This is a genomic window from Dyadobacter sandarakinus, assembly GCF_016894445.1.
Lineage (GTDB): Bacteria > Bacteroidota > Bacteroidia > Cytophagales > Spirosomataceae > Dyadobacter > Dyadobacter sandarakinus.
This window is the reverse complement of sequence record NZ_CP056775.1, coordinates 4,854,883-4,877,809: the sequence shown is the minus strand read 5'-3', so window position 1 is coordinate 4,877,809 and position 22,927 is coordinate 4,854,883. Positions and strand designations below refer to the sequence as shown.

21 protein-coding genes are annotated in these 22,927 nt (G+C 51.4%); 2 read left to right on the top strand and 19 right to left on the bottom strand.

The window, feature by feature from the left end; all coding sequences use genetic code 11:
• Window positions 1-1,200: an L-2-hydroxyglutarate dehydrogenase gene (gene lhgD / locus HWI92_RS19990; protein WP_204658570.1), complete on the top strand. Its 1,200-nt coding sequence runs from the start codon at window positions 1-3 to the stop codon at window positions 1,198-1,200.
• Window positions 1,201-1,258: 58 nt separating this feature from the next.
• Here lhgD and HWI92_RS19985 read toward each other — a convergent pair whose 3' ends face one another.
• The 6 genes from HWI92_RS19985 to HWI92_RS19960 all read right to left on the bottom strand — a co-directional run bounded on the left by HWI92_RS19985 (window position 1,259) and on the right by HWI92_RS19960 (window position 9,756).
• Complete coding sequence (locus HWI92_RS19985) at window positions 1,259-2,905, bottom strand: amino acid permease (protein ID WP_204658568.1); 1,647 nt, start codon at window positions 2,903-2,905, stop codon at window positions 1,259-1,261.
• 126 nt (window positions 2,906-3,031) lie between these two features.
• Window positions 3,032-6,001, bottom strand: a complete 2,970-nt coding sequence (secDF, locus tag HWI92_RS19980) for a protein translocase subunit SecDF (protein ID WP_204658566.1) — start codon at window positions 5,999-6,001, stop codon at window positions 3,032-3,034.
• Window positions 6,002-6,119: 118 nt separating this feature from the next.
• The gene (locus tag HWI92_RS19975) at window positions 6,120-6,473 is read right to left on the bottom strand and encodes a hypothetical protein (RefSeq protein ID WP_229248366.1); all 354 of its coding nucleotides are present in this window, start codon (window positions 6,471-6,473) and stop codon (window positions 6,120-6,122) included.
• 144 nt (window positions 6,474-6,617) lie between these two features.
• Window positions 6,618-7,523, bottom strand: a complete 906-nt coding sequence (locus tag HWI92_RS19970) for a hypothetical protein (RefSeq protein WP_204658564.1) — start codon at window positions 7,521-7,523, stop codon at window positions 6,618-6,620.
• A 12-nt stretch (window positions 7,524-7,535) separates the two neighbouring features.
• Window positions 7,536-9,305 (bottom strand): hypothetical protein, encoded by a 1,770-nt coding sequence (locus tag HWI92_RS19965; RefSeq protein WP_229248365.1) that lies wholly within the window; start codon window positions 9,303-9,305, stop codon window positions 7,536-7,538.
• A gap of 22 nt (window positions 9,306-9,327) precedes the next feature.
• Window positions 9,328-9,756 carry a GPW/gp25 family protein gene (locus tag HWI92_RS19960; RefSeq protein WP_204658562.1) on the bottom strand — a complete coding sequence of 143 codons (429 nt, stop codon included), beginning with the start codon at window positions 9,754-9,756 and terminating at the stop codon, window positions 9,328-9,330.
• 78 nt (window positions 9,757-9,834) lie between these two features.
• On the opposite strand from HWI92_RS19960, the gene HWI92_RS19955 reads away from it, so the two are divergent.
• Window positions 9,835-10,605 carry a TssN family type VI secretion system protein gene (locus HWI92_RS19955; RefSeq protein WP_204658560.1) on the top strand — a complete coding sequence of 257 codons (771 nt, stop codon included), beginning with the start codon at window positions 9,835-9,837 and terminating at the stop codon, window positions 10,603-10,605.
• Between the two features lie 97 nt (window positions 10,606-10,702).
• Here the strand turns inward: HWI92_RS19955 and tssD (HWI92_RS19950) are convergent, their stop codons facing one another.
• The 13 genes from tssD (HWI92_RS19950) to HWI92_RS19890 form a co-directional block, all read right to left on the bottom strand.
• On the bottom strand, window positions 10,703-11,119 hold the full coding sequence (tssD, locus tag HWI92_RS19950; protein WP_204658558.1) for a type VI secretion system tube protein TssD: 417 nt from the start codon (window positions 11,117-11,119) through the stop codon (window positions 10,703-10,705).
• Window positions 11,120-11,165: 46 nt separating this feature from the next.
• On the bottom strand, window positions 11,166-13,007 hold the full coding sequence (locus HWI92_RS19945; protein ID WP_204658556.1) for a type VI secretion system Vgr family protein: 1,842 nt from the start codon (window positions 13,005-13,007) through the stop codon (window positions 11,166-11,168).
• Entirely contained in the window at window positions 13,008-13,499 is a 492-nt protein-coding gene (gene tssD / locus HWI92_RS19940) for a type VI secretion system tube protein TssD (RefSeq protein ID WP_204658554.1), read from the bottom strand. It lies immediately after the preceding gene.
• Between the two features lie 3 nt (window positions 13,500-13,502).
• Window positions 13,503-13,904 (bottom strand): type VI secretion system tube protein TssD, encoded by a 402-nt coding sequence (gene tssD, locus HWI92_RS19935; protein ID WP_204658552.1) that lies wholly within the window; start codon window positions 13,902-13,904, stop codon window positions 13,503-13,505.
• A gap of 59 nt (window positions 13,905-13,963) precedes the next feature.
• Window positions 13,964-15,325: a DUF5458 family protein gene (locus HWI92_RS19930; protein ID WP_204658550.1), complete on the bottom strand. Its 1,362-nt coding sequence runs from the start codon at window positions 15,323-15,325 to the stop codon at window positions 13,964-13,966.
• Between the two features lie 274 nt (window positions 15,326-15,599).
• Window positions 15,600-16,046 (bottom strand): hypothetical protein, encoded by a 447-nt coding sequence (locus HWI92_RS19925; RefSeq protein ID WP_204658548.1) that lies wholly within the window; start codon window positions 16,044-16,046, stop codon window positions 15,600-15,602.
• 48 nt (window positions 16,047-16,094) lie between these two features.
• Window positions 16,095-16,397, bottom strand: a complete 303-nt coding sequence (locus HWI92_RS19920) for a PAAR domain-containing contractile injection system baseplate protein (RefSeq protein ID WP_204658546.1) — start codon at window positions 16,395-16,397, stop codon at window positions 16,095-16,097.
• Window positions 16,397-17,407: a hypothetical protein gene (locus HWI92_RS19915; RefSeq protein WP_229248363.1), complete on the bottom strand. Its 1,011-nt coding sequence runs from the start codon at window positions 17,405-17,407 to the stop codon at window positions 16,397-16,399. The genes HWI92_RS19920 and HWI92_RS19915 overlap by 1 nt, the downstream gene beginning before the upstream one ends.
• A 1-nt stretch (window position 17,408) precedes the next feature.
• Entirely contained in the window at window positions 17,409-18,698 is a 1,290-nt protein-coding gene (locus HWI92_RS25350; protein WP_229248361.1) for an OmpA family protein, read from the bottom strand.
• Entirely contained in the window at window positions 18,695-19,810 is a 1,116-nt protein-coding gene (locus HWI92_RS19905) for a hypothetical protein (RefSeq protein WP_204658543.1), read from the bottom strand. Before HWI92_RS19905 ends, HWI92_RS25350 begins: the two co-directional genes overlap by 4 nt.
• Before the next feature lie 15 nt (window positions 19,811-19,825).
• Window positions 19,826-20,965 carry a hypothetical protein gene (locus HWI92_RS19900; RefSeq protein ID WP_204658541.1) on the bottom strand — a complete coding sequence of 380 codons (1,140 nt, stop codon included), beginning with the start codon at window positions 20,963-20,965 and terminating at the stop codon, window positions 19,826-19,828.
• A gap of 30 nt (window positions 20,966-20,995) precedes the next feature.
• Window positions 20,996-21,979: an OmpA family protein gene (locus tag HWI92_RS19895; RefSeq protein ID WP_204658539.1), complete on the bottom strand. Its 984-nt coding sequence runs from the start codon at window positions 21,977-21,979 to the stop codon at window positions 20,996-20,998.
• 27 nt (window positions 21,980-22,006) lie between these two features.
• Complete coding sequence (locus HWI92_RS19890; RefSeq protein ID WP_204658537.1) at window positions 22,007-22,924, bottom strand: hypothetical protein; 918 nt, start codon at window positions 22,922-22,924, stop codon at window positions 22,007-22,009.
• Window positions 22,925-22,927: the final 3 nt, after the last annotated feature.

Sequence of the window (22,927 nt, the reverse complement as noted above, 5' to 3'; positions counted from 1 at the left end):
ATGTACGATATTACCATCATCGGCAGCGGCATTGTCGGGCTTGCCACTGCGCTCCGGCTGATTGAGCAGCGACCTTCCCTCAAAATTGCTGTTCTGGAAAAAGAACAAACCGTAGCCATGCACCAGACGGGTCATAACAGCGGCGTGATCCACTCGGGCTTGTACTACAAGCCAGGCAGCCTCAAAGCAACCAACTGCATCCGGGGATACCAGATGCTGATCGACTTTTGCCGGCGGGAGGAAGTACCTTTTGATCTTTGCGGTAAAATTGTGGTGGCTACCAATGAAGCACAGCGACCACTGCTCCGCAACCTGTACGAACGCGGCGTACAGAACGGATTGACTGACAACCGCATGATCAATGCCGGTGAGATCCGGGAAATCGAACCGCATGTAAAAGGACTGGAAGGAATATGGGTACCCTATACAGGTATCATCGATTATAAAAGTGTAAGTGATCAATACGCGGAATGCTTTCGCAAAGCCGGAGGTGAAATACTATTCGGGCAAAAAGTTACCGGCATTCGCAATCAAGGGCGGTACCCGGAGGTAATTGCTGAAAGTGGAAAGGTATTTGAGACCCGGCTGGTTGTTAACTGTGCCGGATTATACTCGGACAAGATCGCCCAAATGACGCAGCCCGAGCCTGTAAAAGTGCGCATTATTCCATTCAGAGGTGAATATTACAAACTCACAGCCGACAAACATCATCTGGTGCGCAACCTGATTTATCCTGTACCTGATCCCAATTTCCCGTTCCTCGGTGTACACTTTACACGGATGATTGAAGGGGGTATAGAAGCTGGACCCAATGCCGTATTTGCATTCCGGCGGGAGGGGTACAGGAAAACTGATATCCATATGCCCGAAATGCTGGAATCGCTTGCCTGGCCGGGCTTCCGCAAAGTAGCAGCCAAATACTGGCGCACGGGTATGGGTGAATATTACAGATCATTTTCAAAAGCAGCATTTACCAAAGCCTTACAGGGACTCATTCCCGAGATACAGATGAACGACCTCGTGCCCGGAGGTGCCGGTGTACGTGCACAGGCCTGCGACTACGAAGGAGGGCTGCTCGACGACTTTGCAATCATTGAAAATAAGGTGGCCATCAATGTTTGTAATGCACCTTCGCCTGCCGCTACTTCCTCGCTCTCCATCGGGCAAACGATTTCAGAAAAGGTACTCGCACGATTTTAAATAAAAGCAAAAAGGCCGCCCCCGAACAGGAGCGGCCTTTTTGCTTTTACTTATGACGCTACTTTCTGAACCTCGTTATTCCGAATGTGACCGCATGTATAGCGGCAAAAATCACGGAAAAGTAGAAAATACCAGAGTCTGCACCATCTGTTTGTGCATGATGTACAAATGCAATCACAGCGAGCAGGATTGCCAGTACCAGGCCTGTACTTCCTACGGTTTTGCTTCCGTTGCGAATGGACAAAGGCAGCCTGTCGGACAGGTAGCTGTTTTTGATTCCGTACCACAGGTACACGTCGAATCCAATGATCATCCAGACAAAAAGACGGATCCAGGTATCAAGCGGCAGGAATGCCATCATGAAAAAGCAGGTAACAATACCAAGGATAGGCACCAGCGGTACAAGAGGTGTTTTGAACGCGCGCGGTGCATCCGGCATTTGCCTGCGCATTACAATGATACCGGCGCATACCAGGATAAATGCAAACAAGGTTCCGATACTCGTCATCTCACCCACAACCCGGGCCGGCACAAACGCTGCAAACAAGCTTACAAACACCAGGAACATGGTATTGCTTCTAACAGGGGTTTGGTATTTGGGATGTACGCTTGAAAATATACGTGGTAAAAGTCCGTCTTTACTCATGCTGAAAAACACCCGGCTCTGACCCAAAAGCATCACAAGGATTACAGATGCATATCCTGCCAGGATAGCCACGATGATCGCGCGGTTCAGCCAGGGATAATCCGGATGAATAACGCCTGCTGCATCCGTTGTTCCCATACTTTCAATGGCTACGGCCACCGGCGCAATTCCATCCTGACCTTTGAAGGAAGTATAGTTTGTAACACCTGTCATTACATGTGCAAACAGGATGTACAATATGGTACAGACTACCAGTGAGCCCAGGATACCGATCGGCATGTCACGCCTTGGATTTTTGGCTTCCTGTGCGGCAGTACTTACCGCATCAAATCCTATATAGGCAAAAAACACGATGGCCGCCGCCCGGACAATACCGCTGAACCCGTACTCACCAAATTTGCCCGTATTTTCAGGAATGTAGGGTACATAGTTGGATTCGTTGATGTATTTCCAGCCCAGTACAATGAATATGATCACGACAAGTACTTTCAGCCCTACGATAACACCGTTCACCGTTGCACTTTCCTCAGTACCTTTCATGAGCAGCAAACTCATCAGAATTACAATAAAGATAGCCGGCAGGTTAATCACGCCCCCGTCCCAGGGACCTACGGTCAGGGCCGTGGGAAGATGGACATCAAAGCCTTCACAAAACTTAACCAGATAGCGACTCCAGCTGATACTGACGGTAGCCGCACCTACGGCATACTCCAGTACCAGGTCCCAGCCAATGATCCAGGCGATAAACTCGCCCATTGTTGCATACGAGTAAGTATAGGCGCTTCCTGCTACCGGGATCATGGATGCAAACTCTGCATAGCACAATCCTGCAAAAGCACATCCCAATGCAGCAACAATAAAAGAAATGGTGATTGCCGGTCCGGCCTGGTTGGCCGCAGCTCCTCCCGTAATGGAGAAAAGCCCCGCACCAATAATTGCTCCGATACCCAGCGCCACCAGACTTCCGGATCCCAGTGAACGTTTCAGCTGGTTACCTTCGCCGGTCGCTTCGTGCAACAGTTTATCAAGGGGCTTTTTAACCCAAATTTGACTTGCCATATATAATCAGCTCTTTTTTATAAAGATGAAAGACGTATAAATCTAGAAGAAAATTCGCTTACAAATAATCATTACAAAATAAAAAAGGGGAAAGTACAAGACTTACCCCTTTTTGTTTTCCTATGACTAAGCCTTGATCTTTTTAGCGGCAGCAGGTGTCGGTTCTGCAACTGCCAGGGCGGACTCTTTTCTCTGATCCCTTTGCAGGAGGTCAACCACGATCGGTGCCGCTACAAACAGGGAAGAGTAGGTACCTACAATTACACCCAAAAGCATACAGAACGTAAATCCGCGGATTACGGCGCCACCGAAAATCATCAGCACGATCAGTACAAGAATTACCGAAATACCGGTTACGGCAGTACGGCTCAGAGTACTGTTCAATGCATTGTTGATGATGGTAGGCAGGCTCTGACCGCGTGCCTTGTCATCTTTCAGGTAGTCGCGGATACGGTCATAAATTACCACGGTATCGTTCATTGAATAACCGATCATCGTCAGGATTGCCCCGATAAACGCCTGATCAATATCCAGTGACCACGGCAGCCAGCCATTGAAGAGTGAGAAGATCGCTAGGATGATCACCACATCGTGAGCCAGCGAGAACACCGCACCGTAGCTGAATGCCACCCTTTTGAACCGGATAAAAATATAAATGAAGTTAGCTATAAGTGCCAGGATCACGGCATATACCGCAGACCACAGCGTGTCTTTCGCCATCGTAGGGCCTACTTTGCTGGAACTTACGATTTTGCCCTTGTTGTCCTTCACCTTGGAGATAGACTCCATGATTTTCGTTTCGGCCTTCTGGTCTGCATCCGGCGACGGATCGTCGATCAGGTAAGGCGTAGTTACTTTGATCTGATCCAGGCCGCCGAAGGTCTTCACTTCGGTGCTGGACTGAAGCGCCTCGTCAAGGATTGTGCGTACCTCGTCTGCATCCACTGATTTGTCAAAACGAACTACATATGAGCGGCCTCCCTTAAAATCAATACCCAGTCCAAAACCTTTGAAAATAAAGGATCCTACCCCGATCGCGATGATAATGGAAGAGATAATGTAAAAACGACGACGCTGGGATACAAAATCGAAGTGGTTATCCTGGAACCAGTTTTTGGTCAGTCCTGAATAAAACTTGAATGTTTTGCCTTTTGAAATCTGGTTTTCAATGAAAAGACGCGTAATGAAGATCGCTGTAAACAGGGAAGTCAGCAAACCAAGTACCAGCGTAGTTGCAAAGCCCAGTACCAGTCCGGTTCCGAAAGTATACAGGATGATACCGGTCAGCAACGTAGTTACGTTGGAGTCGATGATCGCTGTGAGAGAGTGCTTGAAACCATCCCGTACAGCCTGCACAAAAGGCTTACCATCCGCCAGCTCGGCCTTGATTCCTTCGTAGATCAGTACGTTGGCATCCACCGCCATACCAATGGAAAGCACGATCCCAGCAATACCCGAAAGTGTCAGTACGGCACCCAGCGAAGCCATTACCCCAAGCAGGAAGAAAAGGTTGATCAGCAATGCCATATCAGCCACCCAGCCTGCTTTGCTATAATAAGCAAACATAAACACCAGTACAATCAGCAAACCTACCGCCGACGAAATCAGACCATCCTGGATCGCCTCGGCACCCAGGGACGAACCTACTACTGCTTCTTCCACAATGTGCGTCGGAGCTGGCAGTTTACCGGCTTTCAGCACGTTGGACATATCCTTGGTCTCTTCAATGGTGAAGCTGCCGGTAATGCTTGAATTTCCATTCGGAATTTCGCCCTGTACGGTGGGAGCCGTATACACCAGGTTATCAATGATAATTGCGATAGGCCGGCCTACGCTGCGCGCGGTAAGTGAGCGCCATTTGCGGGCACCTTCGCCATTCATCCGCATGGTTACTTCCGGACGTCCGCGGTCGTCGTAATCACTGGTTGCATCCACGATCACGTCCCCTTCCATAGCGGCTTCGCCGTTTGTCTTTTTGATAAAATACAAAGGAAGAATCAGCTGGTTGGTACCGGCTTCCATTCCTTTACGGTCCCACATAAATACCAGGTCGGCAGGGAACATGGAACGTACCTCAGGACGGCGCAGGATTTCGCCCGCACGCGCCGTATCTTTCAGGTACACACCCAATCCTTGCGGCATAGGCACAAACAGGCTGGTCAATGCAGCGCTCTGAGCTGCCAGAGCCGAAGAATCTGTTTTTACCGAATCGCTCTTTTGTTCCAGCTGTGCAGCCAGTCCGCTTGCCCCGTCCTTTTTCGTTGTGTCAGCAGGAGCTGCCGCAGCGGCAGGCTTGGATGTATTTTTCTGAATTTCAGCTTGGCGCGCCAGGTATTTTCCCAGACCGTCAAGGCCGGCAGCCAGTTCGTTGGTCAGGTATACTTCCGAAAATTCAAGCTTGGCAGCACCGGAAAGCAGGCGGCGTACACGCTCAGGGTTGTCAACACCCGGAAGTTCTACCAATACCCTGTTCTGGCCCGGCAGGCGCTGGATATTCGGGTTAGTAACCCCGAATTTATCAATACGTGCCTGTGTAATCTGGAACGCACGGTCGATAGAACCGTCGATTTCCGTGTTCAGCATTTTTACAACGTCTGCATCAGAAGAGTTGCTGCTGATTTTTCCGCGGTTGGCGCTGGTTGCAAATACGCTCGCCAGACTGGTATTAGGCGCCGCTTCCTTGTATGCCGATACAAACCGGGTGATGAATGTACGGTTGCTCGCCGACTTATCTTCTCCCGCCTTTTTCAATGCATTCTGGAATGCCACGCTGCGTGCATTACCGCCTGCCATTCCTTTCAGGATGTCGGCTGGTGATACTTCCAGTACTACGTGCATACCGCCCTGAAGGTCAAGGCCCAGGTTTAGCTCGCGCTCCATTACCTGCTGCAAAGTCTGTCCGAGATACACTTCCTCCCGCCAGAGCGAGTCGATATAATGCTGCTTTTTTGCTACGTCCACTTCGCCGTTCGCGCCGGTGGCATACGCCGCTGCCTTCGCCTTGATGTTTCTGGACACAAAGGTGAAAGACAGGTAATAGACACTAATCAGGGCCAGCACAATGGTAAGCCCTATGATCCCATTCTTATTGGTCATTTTTCAGTATAAAAAAGTAAGATGATTTTCTTGAAACTGGTTGATAATCCATTCTCTGTAAGGCTCATATGCAGCAAAACAGAAAATGACTGCATCAGAAATGCATGCACAGGAACGTTCAGGGAGCGTTGGTGACTATATACCTTCCAAAAATCCGGTGGAAGTACGTGAATAGGAAAAAGGTTTCCCGGTAGGACGTCTTCGCAATACCCAGCGCGACTACAAACTGCCAGGCTGGCTGCGGTGTGAAGTAAAAATAATGTGCAAAATCAAACGAAATGGCAGGCGTAATCACTGCATCCAGTGACTGTGCGCTGAACTTGGCCTGCTCATTGTCGCCGGCGGGAGCTTTTTGTGCATGTCCTGCAAGCGCTTTCTTCGCCTTGTAATCCGACGCATGCGGCTGCGCATAATCAGACCAGGTACGCGCACCCGCTGCCAGCACCAGTAAGGTGGCAAGCAGTAAGCTCATAGCCTGATGAATCAATTTCGCAGTCTTCACTTAGATTGGGTATTCCGTTTAAACCGCAAATTTTATTTTAAAAATTCACATTTACAAACATATTTTGGTTGGCAAATCCTGTACAACCTGCTGTTTGCTGCATTGTTAACCTCCTTATTGCATACTGAGTACGGAATAACCAAGGCGGGATGCTCCTGAGGCCGTATTTTCCAGTACCAGCTGTGCCTCGCCAGCTGGCAACGTATATTCTACATTAAAATCGTACTCCGCCGGAACAAACCAACCCAGGAGCCAGCGCGCGGTTTGTTCCCGGGCAGGCTCATGCAGCCATTCTTCCAGCGTAAGCACGTCGGGAAGGTGAACTGTAACGGATAACTGCGGCACGTCCGGCCGGACTTCGCCTCCCAGAAGCAGGTTTATACCCAGCAGAGCGTCAGCCAAAACAGCCGGAGAATCGGTGAAAACAGGCTCGTCCCACTTCTCTGTTATTTCCACTTCATGGCCAAGCACCAGCGTGAGGGTGCTGGCCGCTACCTGAACATTACCCCTGTGTACATGGATTCCGGCCAGCAGGGGCAGCAGGCTGACCAGCGTTTCTGTACTGATAGCTTCCGGCACCTCCCAGAATTTTCTTAAAACCGCTACCAGCCGCGTATCTCCCGCCAGCTCCATGGCACGCTGCTCGATCTGCTCCAGCATTGTACAGTGCCTGAAAAATTCCTGTTCGAAGGGCAGGAAAAACAAGCGGCTTTTTTCCTCCTTCGCCCTTTGCAGGCGTATTTCGTCTACTTTCTTTTTTAATGTATTGATCTCCCGCGATGACGGCAGGTGAAAAAGCTGCTCGGGCAGGTAGTCGTACAGCCCGCTCCGGTTGGCCCGGATGACCGGGCCGCTGAAATGCCCGATTTCGAGCTGCCGTACTCCCGCAACATCCGGGTGGCTCCTCCGGCGAAACGGTCCGAGTGCCTGCAACACAAATTTGTCCTGTGAAATCCCCTGGTCCAGCCAGCCCGCACCAATGAACTCCGCGGTGAGATCAGTCTGATCATTGCTTTCCATATCGTATCAGTTTCAGGCCGACAAAACCCGCACCGGGTACATGCCGGCCGAGCGTTCCGCTATTTTTAACTGCAACTTCCCGCACTGCTGCTGCCACAACTCCCCGTCAGCAAGCATGGAAGCAGCACGCAGGGCAATGTGCAGACATTTTATAAAACCCTGGCCGGGCAAATGCCCCGGCTCGTAGCCGGTACTCACCTCAACCGACACCAGCTGGTCGCCCAGTTCAGCCTGGCAAAATGCTTTAATATCTTCCCTGGTTACCAGTCTGTCACGCGTGACCATGTTGTTCCTGAGCTGATCGACATATTCCGTTTCTTCGGGTGCTGCTTTTCCGCCCGTAGTCCGGGTGACCAGATACATGCCGGCGGCATTCAGCCCGGAGGCGGCATATGCCTGCAACCGTGCACCGGCCGGTACGCCGTTCGCTGCCCCGCCCATGCTCGTCCAGTACGATACGGCCAGTACCCCGGGATCTTTGTCCCCGCGTATCACCAAAAACGGCTGTACCCCTGTTTCACTCGCTTTTTTCGGCCCAAGCTTCTGATCAATGCGGGCAAGTTGCTGACTGATGTCCCTCAGTATAGCGGCAAGGAAGTCGTCGCCCAGCGCACTGAAAGCAGTTACTTCATCTTTCAGCATCTCGGACAACTGGTAAAGCATTGCCCTGGCATCCCGGGCATCAAACCGGCCTACCCCCTGCTCCCGCAGCGTGTACACCAGCTCCTGGCTGTTCATTCCGCCGTAATCCCTCTGGTGGGATGGGGTGTACTGTTGATTTTTCTGGTTCAAAACCGCATGTACCCCTGCAAATGCGTCCGCAGAAGTCAGCGCAATGCCATTGAGGCCGGGTTGAAGGCGGTACGCAAGCCTGTGCAGCTGCTTGTTGTGCACAGGGAATGCATTGAGCACCACCTGCAGATGTTCAAAACCTTTGAGCGGAAATGCCTCCGGCCAGCTGATACGAAACCATACAAGTTCTTTTTTCATCATTTGCAAAGACTGCCGGTCATACAAAAGCTCAAATACCAGTGGATAAAAATGAGCTGCATGCTGGACTTTTTCCAACTTTGCCTGTCCGGTCATGTGCATAAAGCCGCTCTCGTACCAGGAAGTATCCCCCGTACTGTCCTGGCCCGATCCTGCCGACAGGTGTAGCGGAACATCGTTGCATGTCCAGCTTGTGAGCGGCAGAAAATCGCGGTAATGCCATTCTGCAGCATCATTGGACCAATCAAAATAAAAGCGGAAATTTTCCCAGGAAAGCACTTCCGGACCTATCTCGATCCCGAGCCAGACATCCTGCGCACCGGCATTTCTGCGAAGTGCGGGAGAAAGCAGGTTTCTGGCACCATTGTCTGCCTGGTACAGGCCGGCAGGTGTTGCCAGACAGGAGATTCCTGCATTGACTACGGGAAACCTCCCGGCAGGTGCGAAGTACATCTCGGGATTTTCGTTCTTCCGCACCGAGCTACGTCTGAAAACAAGCTGGTTCTCCGGATCAACCCAGCTAATGGCATCCAGGGACCGTGCAGTGGCGATTGCCGTGGCAGGCAGTACCCTCCGGGTTGTTTCGGGCGAAAGTATTTCCGCCAGTCGCGTCATCAGCCGCAGCTCCGTCTGCTGTATCTTTTGCCCTACTTTCTCAAACTCAACCGCACATGCCCCGATCAGCATTTTTACGAGCGGGTCAAACTGGTCGAGTTGCGTTTCGTCGTAGCCCCATAGCTCTGCCGAGCGTCTCAGCATGCGTAGGGCTGTATTTTCCTTGGTAAAATCCATGGTACGGGTTATCAATCCTGCCTCACTCAATGGACAGGGGTGAAATGTATATGCGTTCAAAAAATGTAAAAGGCTCATTGGTACGCCGGATGGTTGCTTTCACTTCCACACCAATGCGTTTACGGATGTAATTGCTGCTTTTCGTCATCATTTCCAGCTCCTCTACTTCCACACGGATCTTCGGGTTGGCAATACGCTTCTCATAGCTGGCGATGGATTCTTCCAGCGACTCGCGCACGAGGTCTTTCCATTTGATCTGGGACAAAACAGAAAAATCGTGTTCCCACAGCGCACAGCCATACCGGCTGTCAAACCGCTGCTCTTCAAACCGGGTGACCATAAGCAAATACACATGCTGGTGAATCGCCTCCTGCTCGGCGCAACGCGGATGCTGGTGACCGGCAACAATCCTGTCCAGACTTAGGGGCAGTGCATAGTTTGTATCCTCCATGGTTTTCAGTAAGTAAAATGGGGGTTGGATTAATGAAAGTGTATTCTATTTTTGCCTGAAAAACAGCAAGAAAGCTTCATGAAACTGTTCTCCCCGCAAGCTGCTCCTCAACGAATTCAGATTATCTATGCCATCGGAGTAATCATCCTGCTGACAGCCCTGGGCTGCACGGCATTCTGGATCCCGGAATACCGTGCAGCCTATCCTATGGCCATGACCTTCTTTTTTGTAACAGGTATCCTGCACGTGTACCTCCTTACCCAATGGTTTCCCGGTCTTTTTGAAAACCGCGCTGGTCTCGCTATTGGCTTTACATTGCTTATTGCACTGGGCGCTGCATTGGTGATCATTTTCCTGTACCACAAGCTGGCGAATGACCTGGTAAGGGGCGTAGGGATGGCAACCGCCCTCGTCGGGTTTCTTTTTCCTGTTTTTATAGCACGCGTGTACCAGAGTTATCTTGAAATTCCTGTAAAATCCTATAAAAAATGGTACTACCCGATGGGCAAGGCGCTGCCCGATATGGACCTGCTTGATCTTTCGAGGGTACTTGTGATTCAGTTTGAGTTTACCAAAAAAGCCCAGGAGCCTGTATTTACCAACTTCCGCGCCAAGGCACCCCACGCAATGCGCTTCGGGGAGCTGTTTTTTATCTTCCTCAACGATTACAACGATCGCAATCCGGGTAGTCCCATCGGGTACCTGGCCCCGGACGGTACACCCTACGGCTGGCTTTTTTACAGGAAAGCTCCCTGGTACCGCCGCCGGCAGTACATGGACCCGGATCTTACGTTCCAGGACAATGGCATTGTTGATAACGAAACCATTGTAGCCGTACGCGCCGCATAGCCGTACAATGCCGCAACCGTACCCTTTCTTTTAACCAATAAAAAAGCTGTGACAGGAGCCGAAACCAGCGTGATCCCCTCTCCTGCCACATCGTCGTTTACCAGCGGTTGGTATGCGGCGTGCCAAAAAGCTTGATCTCCCGGGCCGAGAGTGTAAGGCTTGTTGTCATGGGCATGGAGCCGGTTTCCACAAAGCTTTCGCTGTACTGTACGCAATATACGTCGGTGAGTTCGAGCTCTTTTTGCGTTTGTTCTTCGTCTACATTCTTGAAGGTAATTTTGGCGGAAGGCTTCTTCCCATCGGGGTCCACCATCCATTCCCACAGATTCTGACTGTCGCTCACGCCGGATGAGTCGACCTGTATGAACACGGTTCCGCCGTATACTTTGGATGATACCCGGCCTTTATCATCTATGGATTGTGACAGGGAGTAGTTGCAGGAAATAACTGCAATCCCGTCACCGGAAGGACCGCCGTCCCAGGTAAAATACGCGTCAAAACTTGAAGCTGGCATAATTGTGATTGTTTAAAAGTGAATAAAACAGGTATGGATATAGTTTTCAGTTTAACATGATAGGCAGCCCGCTGACCTTGACAGGTCCGCTGCTCTTTACTTCGGCCATGGCATCAGCTTCCATGCTGAGCCGGGCACCTTTGAGGGTTGCGCCCGCGGTACCTTCGGCAGTGAGCGTGGTACCTGCTTTCAGCGTTGCGGACAGGCTGGCCTCCATGTTCAGATCCCCGCTTGCATTAACGGAAATCGTATTTCCTTCCAGCCTGAGTTCCTTTCCGGCTTTCATTTCAATGTTTTCGGAGGCTTTTACATGCAGGTTTTTTGATACCATATTCACCAGGCCATTCTCTACAAAAAGCTCAATTTCACCCTCTTCCTTAAAACTGAATTGCAGGTAGGTATCCAGCTTTTCACTGTTGCTGATCTGGATTTTTGCATCGCCATCCTCATCAATAAAAACCATCATATTGCCCGAGCGCGTGGCCAACACTTTGACATCATTATTTTTGTGTGTATAGCTGGTTTGTTCTTTCGGTTTGGGATAAAGGGTAGTGAGTACAAAAGGATTTTCGGCCAGGTTACCCTCATATCCTACCATCACCATCGCGCCGATCTCAGGCACAAAGCAGGCACCCTTCCCGGCGGCATTGTGCATACTGCCCACCCGCATCCACACCGACTCCTGATCCTGCGGCCGCGGCTGCGTCCATGAGTAACGTACGCGTACTCTTCCCAGGTTGTCGGGATCATCATTGGCGATTACCTCGGCCTGCTCGGTCTCTCCCACCGGATTGGTTACATGCGGATTGTTGGGCGGATGCCGGGCCGACTCTGGTACAGCCTGGAAGTTGTTGTGGTAGCTTCCGGCGGTGTTTACTTCGTGACGAATGCGGGTAACGCGGTATTTACCAAAATTCTCCTCGTAAGGCTCGCCCCGCTCATTGATCCGCTGCCCTTTCACCGAAAGCACCGTCCCGATGCTGATATCGGGCAAGGCCCCATTGGCCCGGAAATCGACCATGGACGATACGCGTGCGGAACGTTCCATGCGTGTGAGCTCATCGATCTCGGCCTGGTCTTTGACGATTTCGGGTGCAGGCAGCAGGGCTGTTTGTGTAAAAAGATGATCTGACTCGTCCAGGGTAAACGAACTCAGCGTGGTAAGTCCGTCCACCTGCTGGGTTGACGAGCTTCCTCGGAAATGTTCCGGAACACTGTAATTGTATCCCTCAAAACTGAACCGGGAAGGCTGTAACTGCAGTGCTACGTCAAAGTTCTGCAAACCGTCAACCAGGAAATCCACTTCCGCGGCATCGTTACCGTGGCCCAGCACAAGCTCCCGCCCATTGTAGTAAAACCACTCGCAGCAGCGGTCGGCCACGCGGCTCAGGAAGCGGTAGTTGCTTTCATTGTATTGGATAAAGGGCACATTCCTTCCGCCGTTTTCGGGTTGAAGCTGTTTTTTCAGCAGGTTCTGGGGATAAGGTTGTAATACTGTGTTGAAAATATCCTGCACGGTACCTTCCAGAAATGACCGCCGCTGTACGGCATCTTCCAGCACGATGGTGGGACTATACCCTTTGATCACAAAAGCACTGCTCATGTCACTCAGGCTACGCAGGCGGATTTCCGTAACAATGCCCTGAAATGAAAAATCAAAGGACTCTTTACTCAACCGGGGGCTGAATGAAAAAGTGATCTTTTTGCCCATTACGGTACGGTGCGAGCGATTGAAAAAGTGCTCACCTTCTTTTTCAAGCTGGTCAAAGGGTACCACGAGCTCAAACCGGTGATGGTCAAACAAATCTTGTTCAATCGTGAGCCCCAGGTGCCGGGTGATCTGCGTACCACCTTCTATTTCAATGGAAGTATCTACTTGTCGTGCCATTCAGCTTTCTATTTCAACTTGTCCGATTTTCATCTTCTGCGGCAGCAGAACCAGTTCGTACATCGCGCCCGGGTCCGGATTTTGCGGAAAGTAAGGTGCGCCCCGGTGCTCCGGTTTATAGTTTTTGAGGTCAGGCACGTGGGCTGCATTGATCCCTGCGTCGCTATACACGAATGTTTCCCTGAACCCGACACAATACGCCTCCTCAAACTCGATTCTGCGGAGTACCTGCGAATTATTGCTGTACTTGAACTCGACCTGCCCGCTCAGTTTGCGATCATTTTTGAAGGCCCAGTCGTAGAGCAATGCAAAGTCATCACTCGCCTGAGGTACAAGCATCATCCTGATCAGCCTGGGTTTGGGCGCGTCCGTGGGAGCGCCGCGTTCGTCGGCATTGCGGTTGCAGCCGTAGGAGACTTTCCGCCCCAAAAACGCCTTTCCGTCCAGCGTAACATGTGCCTCAACACCAATGGTCGCATCCTGCTGTGCCATCGCTCAGAAGTTTTCAAGCTTTGCATCTTTTACCTCTACTTTGCCGGCCGTGATGGTGAGGCAGGTAACAAAATTCTGCAATCCACCCGGTGACCGCACTCCATCAGTTCCGTCGTCAAACATTTCCACCAGCTCCGTACACACTGCTTCTTTAAAATCCATCGTCTTTACTGGTCCGTTTTCACCCGCATGCTCCACCGTCAGGTCGTACTTCTGCGAAGCCTTACTCGCCCAGCCTGCCAGAAAATCATCCAGTACCATCGCCGCTTCCACGTACAGGTAGGCCCACTGCATTGGTGAAGCAATTCCCATCGAATCGTCCACTCCCTGATGCACCTCAAACCGCATAAGAAGGATTTCGTAGGTCTGATCGTGGTCGATGGTCAGTGTGAGCATGGAATGCATGAATGTTTAATGGAAGGACAAGGAGTGTGAGAATGCAGGCGATCAGAAAATCGGATTGCTTACTGCTGAGCATACTCCGCATTCCAGGCCGCGGCGTCAAGGTCGTCGCCTTTTTGGCCGGTGAGCGCGATCATGAAGTTTTTCGCAGGAAAATAGGGGATCATATGGATGTCGAGGTACACCTTATCCTTTTGATTTTTGTCTTGCTCAAACCGCATAATGCTGAACTTCTCGATCAGCTTGCCCGGGCCGGTAACGCTGTCCAGGAACTTGATGATCTGCTTTTTCAGGTCATTTTTGGTATTGTAGTCGAAATTTTCAAAAGCGCGCCGGTTCAGAAAATCGATCAGTACCTTAGTAATGTAGTCAAACACCCGCACTACCGAGTAGGTCTGCAGCCCTACATTATCCCCATTGAACAACGTCTTGGCCGAGAATGCCATTACCTTTCCAAATTCATTAACCATCGGGATCAAACCCATTTTTTCAAGGTCGGCGATCTCCGATTTTTTCAGTGGGAAGCGCACGCCGTCCACCTCGCTGAGGGTACCGTGCTTCTTGCCGGCTGCCACCTGCGACATCAGCGTTTTGTACACATTGCCTGCCAAAGCCGTGGAAGGCGGTATATAGAGGTCGTCCTCTTCACCCAGGTCGTCATGCCGGGCCCGGCCGGTAAGCCAGTTGCAGGTCATCATCACGTTAGACAGGTGGGCCGCTCCGCCTGTGAGGCTGGCTACCTCAAAAAGCTCCATGACGTCCTCCGGTGCATCCAGGTGCATGAAGTCCGTGAGCAGCATTACCTTGTTTTTGTGCGCCATTTTCGCCCACTTTTCCACCACCTTGCCCGAGCCCAGGTAGCCGGGTACATTGAGGATCGAGTAGTTTTCCCGGAGATCCAGGCGGTCGTATTTGGCGGCCAGCTCTTCTCCCACTGCATCAATGAATGTAGTTACATCCAGGTCTTGCAACTGCTCGGGATCGGCATTCAGGAAGGTGACATTTTTAACCTTTTCCTGATCGGTATTTTTGAAAAACATAGCCACCGACCGGTACGACTGTTCAAGGGGCCGTAGCTGCTCTACCGCCTTGCCCAGGTTTTCTTTCAGTAATGAGGATGCAGCATCAGCCTGCTTCTGCCCGGCTTCGATCATTTCGGCCACATTGTCGGAGCTGCTGAGTAGCTCACTCCAGAGTTCCAGCCGCTTTTTCAGCTGCTGCCGTTCATTCTTCTTGTCAGCCTCGGTCAGGAAGATTTTCCTGCGGGCTTTTTTCTCAGGATTCACGTTGGCAGCACCTTCTATGATGGTTTCTACCAAATCAAAGCTGCCATATCGGGCCAGCTGCGGAAGCCCGGTTTCCAGCGGCACAGCAATGCGCTCCGGAGCGGGGGAATTTTCGGGGGATGTCAATGAGGTTGGCATGGTGTGATTGGGGATGAATGGGTGAATGGATCAAGGGAGGAGGAAAGGAAGAAGGGGAGGAAGGAGGATGGAGGATTGGGAGAGGTTGATGGTTGAAGGATTGATTAGGATGGCAGTGATGAAGTAGGTAAAGTGGGTAGATCTAGGAATGCCTAACTGAACAATTCAACAGATATACAAACCCTAATAATCAGCTATACTGCCTCCCATCCTCCTTTCCTCCTTTCTTCCCTTCCTCCTTTCCTCCATCCTCCATTCCTCCTCCTTCCCTCCTTCAATCCCCCGAAAGCTCCTCGACCAACGTTTGGAAAATGCCCAGCAATGCGGCTTTTGCTTCGGGTTTTTCGAGGGCGGCTTTCAAGATTTTATTGACTTTAAGGTGCCGTACTACCTGCTGGTATGCGTCGGAGCGGGCGTCCAGATCCTGCAGGAATGCACTTTGGGCGATGATGCCTTTTTTGCTGAAATCTCCTAGGCTGCGCATACGCAGGTTTTCGTTTACAAAGCTGCCATCGGCTGTGATGAATTCCACTTCTGTTTCAGGCTGGTAATGCGCAAATACCTCTTCGGTAGTTTTAAGGTCGTACACCATTTCCGGGCGCGGTGCCGGGTCGCCGGTGAGGCGCGTGGCAAACAGTGTCCGGTTTTGCGGGATGTCTGCAATTCCTTCGGCAGCCTGGTCGATCTTGCGCTCGTTGCCGCCAATTCCGTAGTTAAACATAGTTGTAAATGGTTTAGAATATGCATTTGATAAATTCCTGGTAACATTTTACCCTCCGATGAGCACAGTAGGACAGCCACTTACAATGCTGCCGCCATGTACCGTCATATCACCCATCCGGGCAGCCGGCCTGCCGCCGATCAACACCGTAGCAGAGCCTATTGCAATCACATCCGGGGGTCCTACGCACACGCACATATCACCTGCTCCCGCCGCCGGCTGGCCGCCTATGAGCACCAGCGGGGTTCCCGGCGGCAGTACCGGCCCGCCCACGTGCGGAACAGGAGGCAGTCCCGGTGTTATCATGGGACATACATGCATATCTCCGATACGCGCTGCTGGTTTTGACATTACCTGGGATGTTTTGCATTCTTGAAATCAAAAAGTGAGGTCAGCGACACGCCTAAACCAACCGCCGCTGCACCTACCGAAATGTAGATCCCCGGCTTTGCATAGGAGGTAATGCCTTCGTGGCCGGCGATCCTGGCTTTGTAATCTTTATAATCCTTGCTGAGCATACTGTAAGTCACTCCTCCAAACGCCAGGGCTGCCACGCCTGCTCCGGCCTTGATAATCCCCAGCTTCCTGCGCCGTTGCGCATCGGCCACAGCCGCCTGGTCCAGTGCCTGAGTAACCCGCTGCACGTCCTGCGTCTGGCCGGTGGCTGCCACAGGCTTTTTATCTGCAGGACGGGCAAGTACCGGCTCTTTGTTCCTTTGCAGGGAATCGTAACTGGCAGAAGGCCTGGGCGTAACCGGAACCGATTTGACATTAGCAGGCGAACTGAATGCAAGACGTGTCAGAAACACCATCCAGTCACTGCCCGACTTGTCTGCACGCAGCTCTGCAACCCGGCTTACAGGCTCGTACGGGGTGCCGCCCCTGGTGCTTTTGAAATGTTCAGTGTAAAATACCTTGACGAAAGGATACTTGTCAACCTTCACATCCGACACCACGAGGTTGGTGAATTCAATGGTATTGGTTTCTGATTTGGTATAAAAAAGGTCAAAATTGCTCAGGTACTTTTCAATGGGTGTGTCCGGGCCGGGTGCCGCAGTCTTGTGCTTTGGGTCGGTATCATCCTCCACGATCACGCCGTCGTTGATAAAAATCTGGTCGGGACTGGGCATATAGCTGTTCATTATCAAATATTTGCGTTCGTAATTGCTCAGGTCTTCATTGGCAATTGCATTCAGCAGCTCGTTCAGGCCTCTTACTTTTTCGCGGGCCAGTACGCGTATTTCGTCGGCATCCTTCCGGCTGAGTGCCTGGGCCTGCAGCGGGGATGTGCCGATGACCAGCAGCAGGATACACAAGCCCATGCATCTGCCTAATTCCTTTTTGTTGATTACCTCTACCATATCAGTTGCTTGTCTGCTGTAAATCAATAACCTGTACTTCTACCCTGCGGTTTTTACGCTTGTTTTCTTCCGAATCGTTGGGCACGGCCGGATAACGGCTGCCCAGCCCTGCGGCAGAAATGAGATGCTCCGGTACACCCTTTGTGACGAGGTAGCGGGTCACGACGCGCACCCGGTACTCCGACAGCGTCATGTTCAGGTCCGGGTTACCCACATTGTCCGTATGCCCGGTAATACGCAACCCTTTGCCGCTATTGCTTTTTACAAATACCGCAACCGAATCAAGGTACCTGGCCGACTGTACAGGCAGCTTGTAATCGCTGCGGGGGAAATACAACGTTTTCTTTTCAGGACTTGCCGGCCCGGTAGCTTTTCCCGCAGATGCTGCCGCCGGCAGCCGCAATGATCGAAGCGTAAGTCCTTCATCCACAGGATCAATGCTCATACTCAGGTCCGAAGCATTGTTACTGTCACTAACATTCATCCGGTATGTCGCTCCGGGTGTTACTTCGGCATAGTAATGGCCGTCGTCAATGCGCTGCAATGGTTTCACGGTGTTATTTTTTTCCATAAGCCTGTGCTGCATTCCGGCTTTCGCATTCAGGATGTTGACAGACAGTATGGATTGCTGCCGCATGAGCCTGATCATGTAGGTGCGGGGTTCCTGGTCGGTTTTGTCGAGGATGAGGTTACCGTGGTAGGAGCGGTACCCTGCCGAGGTTACTTCCACAGCCACAATGTCTTTTTCCGTAAAAATCACCTCTGCTGCGGGCTTCCCGCCCGACAGGCTCAGGCAGTCTTTCTTTTGTTTTTGTGTATAAAAAAGGCATAACTCCGCAGGCAGCAGCTCGTTGGAGACTGCGTCGCGCACCTCTATCCGCCGGATTAGCGAAGTGGTTTTTACACTGTCCACGAGCTCAAAATGCTTCTGCCCCGACTGTTCATAAGGTGCATCGCTGGTTTGTCGCCCCAGTGGTATCAGCGTAAATACCACGAAATAGGTACCCTCGGGCTTGCTATCCTCATTCAGTGGCATGTGCAGCGACTGGTATCCAGCGCCTTCCACCGTGATCGCCGATACACGGCAGGGCATTTCCACGTTGAATGTGCCCGACGAATCAGTTTTGCCGAGCCGGACCTTTCCCTGCTCCGTGCGGGCCGAGAGGGATGCCTGTACCGGCAGGTTGCTGCTGAAATCCGTTACTTTTCCCGCCAGGAAACCGCATTGTGCCAGAGCCGCATTAGCAGCGAGCAGCACAAGCAGGATGATTTGGATTGTTTCCTTTTTCATTGTCCTTCGGTGGTTTCAATGCCTATGTTTCCCAGCAGTACTTCCCAGTTGACAGTATCTTTTCCGTCGATGGTTTTCTGGTATGATTCCAGCTTTACCCGGATGTTTTTCCGGGTAATATCCCCGTACGCGACTTTTCCATTGGCCGAAAACCCTTCAAAAACCTGTTGTGCGGAAATTGTCCCATAGTAGTTGCCATCGGACTCCTGTTTCAACCCGCTGATATATTTGACCTCATTCCAGGTGATGTTCACGGATGCATAAGGCAGTAATTTTAGTCTGTTCAGGTATTCCCGGACCGGGTATTTTCTTACGCCCCTCGCAGAGCTCACGGCTACGGTGGCCTGTGGCTCAAAAAGGCTCAGGGCCTGTTGTACAGCCTTGTTCTTCTCTTCCGAGCGCAGACTTTTATTCCCGATAATTTTCAGGTAGGAAGTAAATTCATCCACCCGCCGAATGCCTTTTTCGCTGTATTCCCTGTATTCCACCTCTGTCAGCACGGGCTTTGCAGGCTCTGTGGGCTTTGCCGGCTGCTCTTTCTTCGGATTAGCGGATGTTTTTGATGCAGGAGGCATTTCTTTTTCTTTCCGCTCAATATCCTTGTGAACCTCAGCCAGCAGCGGAGCTACATCCACTACATCGCGCAGGATCTCGTGCCGCCCGTCTTTATAGATCACAGCGGCTACCTCTTCCTTGCTGATTGAGGCCGGATTGCCATTGGCAGCCAGGTAGTTGATCACTTCATCGCTTTCGTAGGATATGCTGCCGGTAATTACCGTGAGCGGCACTGTTTTGACGATAATATCCTGACTTGCCTGCCGTGAGCCTGCCTTGTAAAACGTCTCGATCTGTGCCTGCGCCTTGCTGTTATTGTCATGCAGCTCCGAAATCACCAGATAATGCCCCGAGGTTGAAAAGACCACCAGAAACCTTTTGCGGCTGTACACCCGCGGGATGTTGTCGGACGCAATCCATTCCAGCTTTCCGTCCATAGCCTTGCTCAGCTTGGCCTGCACCGGATTTCCATTATCCAGCCAGATCCTGTCCTGGGCATGCGTGTGGTACTGCAGGAGCAGGAGCATCAGTACAACTGTTAATTTACGGATATGCATATACGTTACGGTTTTCTAGTCGTTGTTGTAGGTCACCACAGACACTTCCATATTGCCTGAGTACACGTCGGTATCGGTACGGTCGGTACCTTTAGAATTGATCCGCATCTTGCCGTAGTGGCCCACATTGGTGATATAAGCTACCACCGTCCCGTTTTTGAGCTTGTTGGTTTTGGCCGTATAACTGCCGTCCACAAAGTTGCCCGAGTAATTTTGTGAAAGCAGGTCGCTGTACCGGAGCTTATTGAAATCAGTACCATCGGGCAGGACAGCATACTTTGCGCCATTTTTAGGATAAATACCTGCCGGCTGCCCGTAGGGGTACCAGTAAAGGTCTTCCATTCCATTGCGCATCTGAATTTCGCCGGTTTCAAGATCGTAGGTATTGGAATAGTTCATGACAAAGGTGGTGTCCTTTAAAATGGCCGGCTGACCGGCTGTGAAGGTGACTACCCTCCCGTAGGATATGCCTCCCCCGGTAATTACATAAGGCCGTACGAAGTAGGTAGTTCCGTCCGAAAGCTTATCCAGGTTAAGCTTGAACGATCCCGTGCGTACGGCACCATCTACCTGTAACTTAGAATTATAGGGTGTCGGCAGCTGATTTTCATTGGAGTAGCAAACCCCGTAAGCCAGGATGGGGACCGTACCTGTATTTACAATGGTGAAGTTAACCACCGCAGCATTTGCGGTAATGCCGGTGATCTGATTGGTCGTCAGCAAAGGGAGCACGTAGTTGCCGGTGACAATGCTCACCGATGGCCCGTAGGCTATGCCGCCGCCCTCGTTTCTTGCATAAACCCGGATGTAGTAGGTTGTATTGACAGACAGGCCCGAAATCCACGCATCGAAGATCCTGGAACTTTCCGGAATGTCTACACCTACGCGCTGGGTTTTGTCATTTTCTATGACCGGATCAATTTTGGTACCGTATACAAAACCATAATCCACGATCTGCCCGCTTTTTTTCTCCTGCCGGCTGTTGCCCGCGGCGGGGTCAGCAATGTGCCCGCTTACATTGGCACCTGTGGCAATGACCTGCAGTACCAGTACCTCGGAAGTTACCGGGCTCAGCGCATCTACCGGGCCAAAAAGGTCGCAGGCCTGCATGACCGGCACGAGTGCCAGAACAAGGAAACTGACTAGCTTTTGCATGATTTATGTTGTTTTACAAAAAATAGAACATCAGGCCCAATCGGGCACGGTGGGATCTTTCGGGCAGGTTACCATCCTGAGCCTGCCGTTGCTTTTTCCAAAGCTTCCTGAAATACCGGCGCCTGTATCGGCCGACAGTACGAGGATAGGCGGAACAATTTCTGTTTCCCGGACTACGAATTGCTGGCTGTCGACCATTCGTCCAAAATCAATGTAAAATAGTCCCCTCACTGAAGTAGACCCTGCCGAAATGCCGGGTTCCTGCCCAACGCCCATCATCACATTATTAAAGTCATCGACGGTCAATGCAAAATGTGAGATGGTCGAAAAAGGCACCCAATCGCTGGATCCGCTAATGGAAACGGGCATGCCGGGCAAACCTACCGATACGGATGTTCCTCGGTACAGGAAGCATCTCACCGCACCCGAATCCACGTCTTTGATCTGAAACACATACTCATCGCGGCCCAGGAACTTAAACAACGACAGGGACTGCCCTCCCATCATTTTGAGCGCAAACCGCTGTGTCACGAGTCTGGAAACCGGGGGCTTGGGAGCAGGTAATGGCGGAGGCGGCGCGCCTTTGTGCACATATATCTTTACCGACCTCCAGTACCCGAAGTCGTCACCGGGATTATCGGGGCTTGCGTCGGAACCCCGGGCAACGGTTTTCCTGAACTCGGCCACATACAACCGGTTTTTACCCGTCACGATCTCCTTCTGCACTTCGGCACACCTTTGCAGCGAGAGGTTCATATTGTGTGAGCGGTTACCTATTTTACTGGCATACCCCACCAGGTTGATCCAGTAATCTGTTTGCGACCGCATCGGCATGTATATATGGTTGTAAATACCAACCTTATGATTGTCAATCAGCTGGGCCACATCGGTTTTGAAGTTGTACAGCCGCAATGCCCTGATCGGCAAGCCATTTTCTGAAAAGTACTTTTCATCCTCCGCATCCTGGTTTGCGAAAATATCTTCGTAATCAAACTGATAGTCGATCTTTGCCATGATTATTTTCCTCGATTGATAATGACTTTACGGTCTGCCGAACGCGTCAGCAGGTATGGACAGAGCCCCGCCAACATGGATCAGCCTGCCATGGTCCCAGTGGGTATCAAGCTGTGTCCTGCTCACCCGGGCTGTAAACCTCACTGACGGGTCCTGAGGTACGCGACGTACCAAATGCATTTCCAGCCGTTTCAGCCAGGGTTCTGCGTATTTACTGATCATCCGGGAGCCCATACCCATGATGGTGTCGGCATACGCAATGTCTTCGCTCCCGTAGTCTCCGGCGATATTTCCTGTACCCCGTACATGGGGTAACTCCAGTACGTGCCCAAACTCGTGCGCCAGCACGCTCCTGAAATAATCCACCGCATGCGGCTCACCATTGACTTTCGTCAGGTTGGGTTCCCTGCGGAAAATATGCGGCTCCCAATGCAGCACGTCCATGTCCACGTCGGTACGGTTGAGCAGCGCTATCTTGGGTACCAGGTCCACAGCGACGGCGCTGCGCATGGTTTTCGGCATAGCACGGGTGTTGAACACCTCACACTTCACGTGCGACTGCTGCGGGCTGGTTTTTACGATTTCTACGGCTATCCCGCAGTTGATTGTTGCGGCTGCCAGCCCGGTGCGGGTCGGTAACCAGGGCTGGTTGGGAACCAGCTCAAACTGTTTGTCCCAGAACGTAATCACTGTATTCCTGAATTTGCGCTCAAAATCCTCCCATTGACCCGGTGCCCATGGATCAATGTGGTACTTGTGCCAGGTTCCGATTTCCGTCACATGTCCCTGGCCATCACATACCAGGTCAAGGACAACCCTTTTTTCAGTTGGTTCTATTTTTTCCAAAAACACCCTGAACTGAAATGTAAGGTCCAGCTGATGATCGTCCAGGGGTAATAGTACCGAGTCCCAATTTCTTGATTTCAGAAAGATATGATAGGTCATGGC